We start from the raw sequence: 11,656 nt of genomic DNA, 5'->3' as shown, positions 1-11,656 counted from the left end.
TAGATATAAAAAATAATAGTAATGTTTATATAGGAGGAATTATATGAAAATAGCTATATTTTTGGGAGCAGGAGCATCAGCTGCAGAAAACTTACCTATTCAAAATGAATTATTTAGTGAATACTTTAAGAAATTAAAACCTAAAAATTATGATACTGATATGAATAGAGAATTGTATGCTTTTTTTAAACAAATGTTTAATATTGACATAAGAAAAGATAATCTAGATAATGCAAATTTTCCAACATTTGAAGAAGTTTTAGGGCTTTTAGATTTAGCAGAACAAAGAAGAGAAGGATTTAGAAATTTTGGACTTGAAAATTTAAATAATAGGAGTGATAGTATACGTTTTTTGAGACAGTATTTAATACTGTTGATGGCTGAAGCAATCCATAACACACCTAGAACAGATAATAAATATCACAAACTTTTAGTTGAAAATCTTTTACAAGATGATTTACTCCTTGATACAACTTTTATTAGTGCAAATTATGATATACATATAGACAATACAGTTACTGGTTTAAGAGATAAAGATAATTTGCCTATTATGCTTGATTATGGTGTAGAATTTACTAATTTTAAGGAAGAATTAAACTGGAGAAAACCAAAAGAACCATTAATTAAACTCTATAAGATACATGGTTCATTGAACTGGCTTTACTGTCCCATTTGTAACAGTTTAACTCTTACACCACATGAAGGTGGTGTTATGAAACTAATTGAAAACAGTTCAGAGACAAAATGTCTAGAATGCAATGAATTGACAGAACCTATTATAGTTCCACCAACATATTTTAAGAATATGTCAAATATATTTTTAAGTAATGTATGGAATGAAACAGAAAAAACTTTAAGAGATACTGACCTTTTAATATTTTGTGGATATTCATTTCCTGAAGCTGATATGCATATAAAATATATGTTAAAGAGAGTTCAGACAAATCGAAAAAAAGCCCCACTTAAAATAATGGTTTTTAACAATCATTCACAAAAACAAAGGATTACTTTAAAGAAAGAAGAAAGAAGATATAAACGTTTTTTGGGAGAAGATATTATATTTACTGATAATTCTTTTCAAGATTTTTCTATGAATCCATTAAATTTTATAAAAAGTATATATTAATTTGGCAATAATAGGATAAAATCCAATAGAAATAAAGTGAATTTAGGTATATAATAGAAAATAAAACATAGGGGGTATAAAAATGAAGGTTTTTGATTTAACTCATGTGACACACAATGATATGCCTGTATATGCAGAGCCTAATAGACCAGATATAAAAAAAGTAGCTATTATTGAAGAAAATGGATATCAAGAAACATTAATCAGTGTATTTTCTCACAATGGAACTCATATGGATTCACCAAAACATATGTATACTAAAGGGGAATCCTTAGATACATTGGATATAGAAAATTTTGTTGGTCAGGCTTATGTATTAGAACTTGAGCAAGGAAGCAAAAATATAGAATTGGAATATCTAAAAAAATATGAAGATGAAATAAAAAGTAGTGAGTTTATAATATTTAAATCAGGCTGGTCAAAGTTTTGGGATAAAAAACAATATTATTTAGGTTATCCTACTTTAACAGAAGAGGCTGCACACTATATAGCTGATAGTAATATAAAAGGAATAGGGATTGATATGTTGTCAGTAGATAGATATGATACATTAGCGTTTGAAGTGCATCATATTTTATTTGAAAAAGGTAAAATAATAATAGAAAATCTTACAAATTTAGAAGCTGTGCCAGAAAGATTTTTATTTATAGCAGCTCCATTTAAGTATAATGATGCTGATGGTGCTCCAGTAAGAGCAATAGCCATAGTAGAATAATATTTTACTATAAAATAAAGTGACATAGGTGTAATATACAAAGTATTAAAGGAGATTATAGTATGATGAGTGATTTAAAAGATAAAATGACAGAATTATCAGATGAAAATGAATTAAATTTAAATGAAACTAAAATATACAATGTATTAGATAAATTAAATATTAAATATGAGGTAGTAGAACATGAAGCTGTATATACAGCAGAACAGTTAGTAATTTTAAATGATATAACAAAAGGATGTCAGTGTAAAAATTTATTTTTAAGAAATGCTAAAGGAAATAAATACTATCTAATTGTAGTTAGAGGGGATAAACATGTTGATTTAAATTCAGTTAAAGAAAAAATAGGAAGTTCTAGGTTATCATTTGCTTCGCCTGAAAGATTATACAATGTACTTAAACTTCTTCCTGGAAGTGTAAATCCTTTTTCATTGGTAAATGATACAGAAAGAAAAGTAGAGCTTTACATAGATGAGGATGTAATTAAAGAAGAGTATTTAAATTTTCATCCGAATATAAATACTAAAACTGTAAACATATCTAGAAAGGGCTTTGAAGAATTTTTGGAATATTTAAAATATCCAATACAAAGTATTGATGTTTAAGTTTTGATAATGGGAGCAAATTTTAATTAGCTAATCGAGGGGAGAAAAAATGTTTGGAGTAATAGCAAATAGTCTAGCAATTGCAGGAGGATGTATAGTAGGTCTTATAATCAAAGGAGGATTACCTCAAAGAGTAAGTGATACTATAATGAATGGAATTGCATTATGTGTATTATATATAGGGATATCAGGAGCACTAGAAGGAAAAAATACACTAGTAACGATAATATCTATAGCTTTAGGGGCTTTAATAGGAGAATTAATAGATATTGATAAATGGGTAAATAAATTAGGGGCATTTTTACAGAGTAGATTTTCTAAAGGCAACAAAAAAGATTCTATTGCTGAAGGTTTTATATCATCTAGTTTGTTATTTTGCATAGGGGCTATGGCAGTAGTTGGTTCATTAGAAAGTGGACTTACAGGAAGCCATGATACTCTATTTGTAAAATCAGTAATAGATGGGATAGCTTCTATTATATTTACGGCTTCTTTAGGTATAGGTGTAATGTTTTCTGCTGTATCTGTATTTTTATATGAAGGTATTATATGTTTAGGGGCATCATTCTTAAATGGATTTTTAAGTGATCCTGTAGTTACAGAAATGACAGCTGCAGGAAGTTTATTAATTATAGGTCTTGGTTTAAATGTACTTAAGCTAACAAATATAAAGGTAGCAAATCTTTTACCAGCTATATTTATGCCAATATTATTTGGTGTGTTTGGATTAATCTAGAAATTAAAAACTTAAAGTTTGTCTAAATTTTTTAAAAACTTTAGACAAATTTTTTATTTAGAAGGAAAATGGCTTTTATCATCAAATTAATAATTATAGTAGAAATAAGTTTAATATTATGATTATAAAGTTTATATTAAATTTATTTTATTGATGAAACTAATGGGGGAGGTTAAAACTCAATGATTACATTTGATGTAAATGGAGCTATTATCAGGTTTGATGATACAAAAAATAATTATAATAAGATAAGAAAAATTTTTAAATTGTATGCTTTAGAAATTTCTAAAAACTTTGAGAGAGATTGTTTAAATAATTTTCAAAATCTAAAACAAATATCAGATAGAGGTCTAAATCTAGGAGAAAAATATATAGAGGAATCTTTTAAGAAAGGAATCGAGACTATAGTGAGTTTTGGAATTATAACTATAGATATTGATACCTTTAAAAGTGTTTATTGTGAAAAATATTTAGATTTTAAAAGGCTTTTTAATAACTTAAATAAAACTTTTATTATACCAAATAAGAATAAAAAAAATAATTATGCAAATTTTTTAGAAATCGAATCTACAGTAAAAAAAATGAGTAATTATTTGTATAATGATTGTTTCAAAATTCATTATGCTGTTATAGATGCTCTTATAGAAAATAGAGTCAGTGAAGTCCATTCTTATATTGATGAGGAATCTATAAAAAAATCTAATGCCTTATTTAATAATTATAAAGATGGTTTTATTGGAAAAGCAGATGAGTGTAAGGTTGTAAAACAAATAATAACATTAAATCCATATAGAGAAGACGTATACGAATTTTTGGTAAAAGAGGATGGTGATTTTAGTAAAGAGATTGAAAGATTAACTGAGTTTTTAGGATATGATATAAAAGAATATAAGGCTTCCTTAATGGACCTTTATATAAATGAACTAGTAGAGAGCGATGAAAGTGATGCTGAAAATGCAAGAGAGAAGATTGAAAAGTATGCTAAGTATATTGGATGTAGTGATGAAAATCTATATATAGCAAGAGTTAATGCCATATACACTTTTGCCAATGCATAAATTTTATATAATCTGTAAATAAAAAAATATATGATTGTACTAAAATTTTAAATAAAAAATACTTGTTAAGCTTACTAAAAAATAATTTATATTTTCTAGATAAAAATCATTCCTTTAAAGGAGTGGTTTTTTATTTTTTCAGCTATATTCTATCTAACTTCTTAAAGAAAATTTCTATGGTATTTTATTAATCATAAAGATTATATTTAAATTTCACTTTTTTTATCATCCAATATAAGAAGCAAAATTTAAGTTAAAAATGGTTCATATTGTTAAGAGAATTTGAATTAAACAAAAAAGACAATATATTGACTAAATTAATTTGAATTGATATAATAAAATAGTCAATATGGTGTCATATGTTTGAATTATTAATAGTCTGCTAAAGAAAGTTATTTCAAATATATAACTCATGAACACTAATTATTATATGGAGGAATCAATTATGAAAGTAAATGTGTACGATGTAGAATTACTTGTAGATGATAAAATTAAAGTTATAGTTTCAGACTTAATTCCAAATAGTAAATTAAGAGTATCTATGAAAATGGAATTTCCATGGTGTAAAGGAGAGGAATTTTCATCTTATGGAGTATTTTATTCAAATGAAAAAGGAGAAGTGGATTTAGATTCAATGGAACCTTTAGAAGGGACTTATAAAACGGCTGACTGCATGGGGTTAATTTATTCCCTGAAAAAATCGAAAACTGAAGGTAAAAATTTTGCAGAAAATATATCTATTGATAAACCAATAATCATGAATATGATATTTGAATCTGATATTGAAAGAAAAGAAGTTGAGTTGAAGAGATTGTTTAAAACAGAAGATATTATCACAAAAGACATATCAGATGAATTTATAGGAAAATTATTTTATAAACAAAATTCTAGTAATAAAACAATTTTAGTTTTAGGTGGTTCTGATGGAAATTTAGATGCTTTAGAACTTTTAGCAGCTCCACTTGCATCTAGAGGATTCAATGTACTAACAGTTGCTTATTTTGCTTTAGAAGGATTGCCAAGTAAATTAGAAGAAGTACCATTAGAATACTTTGAAAACGTATTTAAATGGATTAGTGAAAATGAAATCACTAATACTAAAGAACTATTTGTACATGGAACATCAAAAGGTGGCGAGTTAGCACTTTTACTTGCTTCAAGATATAAACAAATTAAAAAAGTAGTAGTATCACAGCCTCATGCGTATTGTTTTCAAGCACTTGATGGACAGATGAATGGAAAAGATACTTCATCATGGTCATATAAAGGTAAGCCACTTCCATATATCAAAGTCGACAATAATATATTTTTTGAAGACCAGAAAAAAGATATAGAAAAAGGAATCCCATTTGGATTTGCCAGTACCTATAAGAAAAGCATTGTAAGGGCAGACAATAAAGAAGAAGCCAGAATAAAAGTAGAAAATTCTGAAGCTGATATTCTTATGATTTCTGGAAAAGAAGATAATATTTGGAATAGTTATGATGGTTGTGTAGAAATCATGGAAAAACTTAAAAAAAATAACTACCAATATAATGTGGAACTATTAACATATGATAAGATGGGACATCCTTTACCAATTCCATATATTGTGCCTCTAAAGGAAACTTTATTTGTGAATATGGATGGAGGAATATTTTCTTCAGGAGGAACTGTAGAAGGTAATGCAAAAGGACAGTTTGAATCATGGAAAAGAACTATTGAATTTTATAAAGAACCTTTATCAATCGATATAAAAAAATAAAAATGACTATATTTTTCTATATATGCACAAAATCTATCAATTTTACAACTTTAATTTATTGTTTATATAATTTGTATGTTATATACTAGTTTTAACAAGATTGATAATTTATAAACAATTATAAGAGTTATTGAAAGGTGGAGTGAAATTATGGAAAGACTCACTAGAAGTGAACAGCCTCATATAAAATTTGGAATGTTTAAGATACGAATTCCATTTATACATTACAGATTTGAGAAACCAGAAGCTATTCAAGGCATAATATCAAGTATGACAAGCTTAGGAACTATTGGACTTAGCACGCAAATATTAGGATTACCATATGAAGTTGCATGGAGTATGGCTATCATTAACTCAATATTGTACTGCTTACATGTTTTTATGGGAGACCCAGTAGTTCCTGGCTGGATTACAGCTTCTATAACTCTTACAACTGCATATTTGTTAAAGTTCAATATTGGTATTGAAAGAATACAAGCATTAACAGCTTTACAAATAGACTTAGGAATTATATTTATTTTAATGGGGATAACAGGTATAGCTGGAAAACTAGTAAATAGAATCCCAAATTCCATCAAAGGTGGGATACTTATGGGAGTTGGTATATCAACTGTAATATCAGAATTTAGTCCTAAAGGCAGATTTGAATCTTATCCAATATCTATAACAGTAGGGATTTTAGTTGCTTGTTTTGTAATGTTTTCTGAAAAATTTGATGCTCTAAAAGTAAAGAATAAGTTTTTATTTCGATTAGGTCAATATGGAGTGGTTCCAGCTATTTTAGTGAGTTTAATTATAGGAATATTTAGTAAAGAAATAGGAATTCCTAGCTTTAATTTTGAAAATATTATTTATATAATGGATTTTCAAAAACTAATAGATACAGTATCTCCTTTTGGAATAGGTTTTCCAAGTGTAATATTATTTATACAAGGATTGCCAATGGCTTTCATGATATACATAATTGCGTTTGGTGATTTTATAACAGGTGAAAATTTAGTTCTTTCTGAAAGTAAAAACAGAACAGATGAGTATATTGATTTTAATTCCAATAGGTCTAATGTTATAAGTGGAATAAGAAATATTGCTATGGCAGTTATTTCTCCATATATAGCTATGTGTGGTCCATTGGCGGCAACTCTTACTGGAAGTGTTGCTCAAAGATATAAGGTCGGAAAGGAAGCAATGCAGTCTATTTTTAGTGGTATGGGTACGTTAGTATGGGTTTCGGCTATTTTTATTTGCTTTTATCCAATTGCACAAATAGCTACTCCTCTTATACCATTAGCATTATCAGTGACACTTTTAGTTCAAGGTTATTTATGTACTAAACTATCAATGGAACTATGTGATACCGGTGTAGAGAGAGGTTTAATTGGGCTGATGGGTGGTGTAATTGCTGCTAAAGGTGGAACATGGGGTCTTGTAGTAGGCTTTATACTTTATTTTGTGCTAATAGATTCTAAAAAGAGAAGAGAAAATGATAGTAATTCATCAGAAGATTATGTATATGAAATATCAGATAAAAAGAAAACTATTTAAAATAAAAAATGAGTTGCAATTGTCTATTAATTGATTAATTGCAACTCATTTTTTATTTATTAACCCCAGGAATGACAAAAAATGCAAAATTTTTTCTTGACATAATTTTTTTGATATGTAATAATTGTTATACAACATATGTGTTTTATAAAATTTTAATGGAGAAGTGAACTTATATGCCACCTAAAGCAAAAATAACGAAAGAAATGATTTTGAATATTGTCTTGGATATTACAAGAGAAACAGGATTTGAAACTGTAAATGCAAGGAGTATTGCAAGTAAATTACAATGTTCTACTCGACCAATTTTTACTTGTTATGAAAACATGGATGAATTAAAATCTGAATTTCTTGCTTTTGCATACGAATACTATAATCAGTATGTTATTAATTATCATAACTCTGAAAATGTCAATCACTATTTATTATTTCCACTTTCATACATTGAATTTGCTCAAGAAGAAACACATTTATTTAAGTTGCTATTTATAAACGATTTAGATTTGATGATGGAAGAGGCAAATGATTTTTATAAAGAAATTGATAATGAAAAAAAGGCAAGGCTTTTTTCGGAAAGCATTGGAATAGAGTTAGAATGTGCAAAAGTCATATTTTTAGATTTATTTCTTTATACTCATGGCATAGCTGTCTTAACAGCAACAAAAAAAATATCATTAGATAGAAATAGTGCTGAAAAAATGTTAAAAAATATATTATCAGCTTTTATAAGACAAGAAAAACCGGATTGGAATTTATCTATTTGATGTTTACTAACTAATACAGAAGGGGGTGCAATATGAAAACAAACCAATACTTAATTGATTTTTACAATAATTACGACGAAGATAGTCGGTTGGCATTAAAGCATGGAACAGTTGAATTCCTAACTACTATGCATTACATTGAGAAGTACATAAAACCTGGCGACCGTGTGCTTGAAATTGGCGCTGCAACTGGTCGCTATTCTCACACGCTGGCACGTCAGGGATATGATGTAGATGCAGTGGAATTGGTCGAACATAACATAGAAGTTTTCCGTAAAAATATTCAATCAAATGAAAATATAACTATTACTCAAGGTAATGCTATGGATTTATCTGTTTTTCCAGATAATGAATATGACATTACATTGTTGTTAGGTCCGTTGTATCATCTTTATAACAAAGAGGATAAACAACAAGCTCTACATGAGGCTATTCGTGTAACAAAGCATGGGGGTGTGATTTTTGCTGCATATGTTGTATCTGATGGCTGTCTTATTGATGAAGGGTTCAACCGTGGAAATATCAATGTAGCTGAATATATTGAAAAGGGCTTGATTGACCCACAGACATTTGCTACCAAGTCAGAGCCAAATGATTTGTTTGAACTTGTCCGTAAAGAAAACATTGACGATTTGATGTCTGTCTTTCCTGTAACAAGACTGCATTACGTCGCATCAGACGGTTTAGCTCTATGTATGCGTGAAGCAGTAGATGCTATGGATGATGACGCATTTGAGTTATATTTGAAGTATCACTTTGCTACTTGTGAACGCGAAGATTTAATAGGCGTTACGAGTCATGCGATTGATATATTCAGAAAATAAACAATAGAAGATAAAAAAACAAACAGAGGGTCGTAAAATCAAAATTTTCTGACCCTCCGAATTTTGAAAATCTATGTTGAGTGTAGTATAAAAGTAGCTATTTTTATGTCTATTCTTATTGAGAGCGTAAACGTTCTGTAAGGGATTGTTTTTCTAGATTTCTTATAAGTAATTCAATTATTAATATTTGTATGCATATTAACACAAATGAAAAAATTAAAATAGAAAAGATAGAAAAATTGAAATTAATGAAGTCTAATCTAATAACATCTTTTATAAAAAAGCAGAGTAATTTTGAACCACAATAACCCAATATAATCGATACAAATATAGCTTTAATACTCAAATTCAAACCTTCTCGATAGAGCATTTTGTGCAACTGTTTTTTTGTCATTCCAACTGCCTGAAGCAAGGCAAACTCTTTTTTTCTAATTAATACACTATTTACAAGAATATTTGTCATATTAAGGATACCAAAACAGGAAATTAAGCCAACAAATACATATGCAGCTATAATCATATACTTAAAAGCTCTAGTTAGCATTTTATAATCATTATCATATGAATAAAGGATTAAATTTGAATTATTTTGAATAATATTTAATAGTTTTTCTTCAACTTCTTTTGAATATTTTTTATCAGATAAAATTGAAAAATGTAAATTTGTATTATATGGTGTTATTTTATCTAAAGCCTTATCTGAAGTAAAGAACATACATCCTGTATTGGAATTATCGATTATTCCAACTATTTTCATTTGTCTTTTGATGATGTCATTTCCACTAAATATGTTAAATGTAATTGTACGTCCAATTTTCAAATCAACTCCATAAGATTTTGTTTTATGTTTATTTACAATTAAGCTGTTTGAATCCAATTGATTATAGTCAATTTTTCCATTTACAATATACTTTTGGAATGATTTTGCAAGCTCTGGTGTGATACCTTCAATCAATGTTGTAACTTTACTTCCATCTTCATCTTTAATTGAAGGGTCTATAACTTCACATTTAATTCCTTTAGATTCAATTACCTTTTGTACTCCATAAATTGAATTGATTTCATTTTTAAGAGTGTTTGTAAATGGATTATTTTGCTGAATTTGTGTAATGCGTTCATACAAATTGTCAATTTTATTTCCAATAATATAATTTTCATTATAAACGAATGTCTGAGACATCTGTTTGTTAAAATCTATAGAATTAGCAAGACTAGCAATTGAAATAAATAATATTCCACTAATACTCAATGAAATTAATGCTATTAAATTTTTCTTTCTATTTGCCTCAATATTTTTTAGTGCTAAATTTTTAATATTTATATGATTAAGTGTTTTAATTTTATTTCTAAATTTAATTTCTGTATATTGCATAGCTTCAATAGCAGAAGTTTTAGAAATAATTCTAGCTGGTTTGTTTAAAGAAATTCTTACAGTCAAAAATATTACTATTGATAATACTACAGTAATAAATAAGTCAGTAGTCATTTGCCATGCTAAAGGTTGAATTATATATGTAATTATACAGGAAGATATAATGCCTATTGGAATAAAAATAATAGATAAAATATTTCCTTGTAGGTAAATAATCTTTTTTAATTGCAAAGAAGTCATACCAAGTGCTTTCAATTTTGCATACATTTGAACCGAATTAACAACTGAAATATAAAAAATACTATAAATAACAAATAAACTAGAAAAAAGAATAATTACTCCTACTATTAAAACTGTAATAACTTGTTCACTATCAATTAAATTTGATTCAATATAATTATCATTTAAATATATATTATGTTTTTTAATATTTAAAGAGGAACCAATTTCATTTAATTGAGTCTTAATTGAAGTAGGAGATTTTTCTAAATTTTCTTTTGATAATCTAACTAATACATCTACAGTATTTGGAGTTGCTTCATCAAAATTATTGCTTTTGATTTGTAAAGGTGTAGAAGCTACATTCTTTAGATAATCATTGGAAACAACTGTATAGTATTGCTTAGCATTATCTTGATAATAATTTTCTACAAATCCAACAATAATAAAATTACTTTGTATTTCTTTGTTAGTAATATTATCACGATATTTTAATGTAATACTATCTCCAAGGTCTTTATTTAAACCAAGTTCATGCAGATATTTTTCTGAAATAGCAATTTCATATTTATTTGTTGGTATAGTTCCTTTTAGTAGTTTAAAATTCAGAAGCTCAATTGCAGTGTTATCTGCATATATCATTGACATCCTATAATCTGATTTTATCTTATTACCAAGTAACTTATAAACTCCTACGCTACTAAAGTTTTTATTTTGCTGTAATATGTTTTTTGATTTTTCATTTACAGATTGATATCTCGCATGATAGGGAGATGCATTAACTAAATCCATAGAACCATTATATGAAACTAAAGCAGTCGTTAATAATAAACATGTAGAAATCATTATAATAATACCTGAAAGAAAAAATTTAAGCTTATTAATTTTTAAATCATTCAATGCTATTTTTCTAATGAAAGCACCATTATTATTTTTAAACATATATTTCAC

At 27.2% G+C, this 11,656-nt stretch carries 10 protein-coding genes; 9 read left to right on the top strand and 1 reads right to left on the bottom strand.

The window, feature by feature from the left end; genetic code table 11:
• Nucleotides 1-43: 43 nt before the first annotated feature.
• The 9 genes from KGF48_RS10885 (at nucleotide 44) to KGF48_RS10845 (ending at nucleotide 9,114) form a co-directional block, all read left to right on the top strand.
• Nucleotides 44-1,126 carry an SIR2 family protein gene (locus KGF48_RS10885; protein WP_227840161.1) on the top strand — a complete coding sequence of 361 codons (1,083 nt, stop codon included), beginning with the start codon at nucleotides 44-46 and terminating at the stop codon, nucleotides 1,124-1,126.
• 82 nt (nucleotides 1,127-1,208) lie between these two features.
• Nucleotides 1,209-1,841: a cyclase family protein gene (locus KGF48_RS10880; protein WP_227840162.1), complete on the top strand. Its 633-nt coding sequence runs from the start codon at nucleotides 1,209-1,211 to the stop codon at nucleotides 1,839-1,841.
• A 65-nt stretch (nucleotides 1,842-1,906) separates the two neighbouring features.
• The gene (locus KGF48_RS10875; protein ID WP_227828091.1) at nucleotides 1,907-2,446 is read left to right on the top strand and encodes a prolyl-tRNA synthetase associated domain-containing protein; all 540 of its coding nucleotides are present in this window, start codon (nucleotides 1,907-1,909) and stop codon (nucleotides 2,444-2,446) included.
• A 49-nt stretch (nucleotides 2,447-2,495) separates the two neighbouring features.
• Nucleotides 2,496-3,182, top strand: coding sequence for a DUF554 domain-containing protein (locus KGF48_RS10870; protein ID WP_227828013.1), 687 nt, complete (start codon nucleotides 2,496-2,498; stop codon nucleotides 3,180-3,182).
• 182 nt (nucleotides 3,183-3,364) lie between these two features.
• On the top strand, nucleotides 3,365-4,240 hold the full coding sequence (locus KGF48_RS10865) for a kinase (protein WP_227828014.1): 876 nt from the start codon (nucleotides 3,365-3,367) through the stop codon (nucleotides 4,238-4,240).
• Between the two features lie 445 nt (nucleotides 4,241-4,685).
• Nucleotides 4,686-5,984 carry an acyl-CoA thioesterase/bile acid-CoA:amino acid N-acyltransferase family protein gene (locus KGF48_RS10860; protein ID WP_227868044.1) on the top strand — a complete coding sequence of 433 codons (1,299 nt, stop codon included), beginning with the start codon at nucleotides 4,686-4,688 and terminating at the stop codon, nucleotides 5,982-5,984.
• Between the two features lie 150 nt (nucleotides 5,985-6,134).
• The gene (locus tag KGF48_RS10855) at nucleotides 6,135-7,526 is read left to right on the top strand and encodes a hypothetical protein (RefSeq protein WP_227868043.1); all 1,392 of its coding nucleotides are present in this window, start codon (nucleotides 6,135-6,137) and stop codon (nucleotides 7,524-7,526) included.
• A 176-nt stretch (nucleotides 7,527-7,702) separates the two neighbouring features.
• Nucleotides 7,703-8,290: a TetR/AcrR family transcriptional regulator gene (locus KGF48_RS10850; RefSeq protein ID WP_227868042.1), complete on the top strand. Its 588-nt coding sequence runs from the start codon at nucleotides 7,703-7,705 to the stop codon at nucleotides 8,288-8,290.
• Between the two features lie 32 nt (nucleotides 8,291-8,322).
• Nucleotides 8,323-9,114 carry a class I SAM-dependent methyltransferase gene (locus KGF48_RS10845; protein ID WP_227868041.1) on the top strand — a complete coding sequence of 264 codons (792 nt, stop codon included), beginning with the start codon at nucleotides 8,323-8,325 and terminating at the stop codon, nucleotides 9,112-9,114.
• 115 nt (nucleotides 9,115-9,229) lie between these two features.
• Here KGF48_RS10845 and KGF48_RS10840 read toward each other — a convergent pair whose 3' ends face one another.
• Nucleotides 9,230-11,647 carry an ABC transporter permease gene (locus tag KGF48_RS10840; protein WP_227868040.1) on the bottom strand — a complete coding sequence of 806 codons (2,418 nt, stop codon included), beginning with the start codon at nucleotides 11,645-11,647 and terminating at the stop codon, nucleotides 9,230-9,232.
• Nucleotides 11,648-11,656: the final 9 nt, after the last annotated feature.

This window comes from Clostridioides sp. ZZV15-6388 (assembly GCF_020657755.1).
GTDB lineage: Bacteria > Bacillota > Clostridia > Peptostreptococcales > Peptostreptococcaceae > Clostridioides.
Note: the sequence above shows the minus strand (reverse complement) of the source record. Positions and strands in the feature narration are given on the sequence as shown.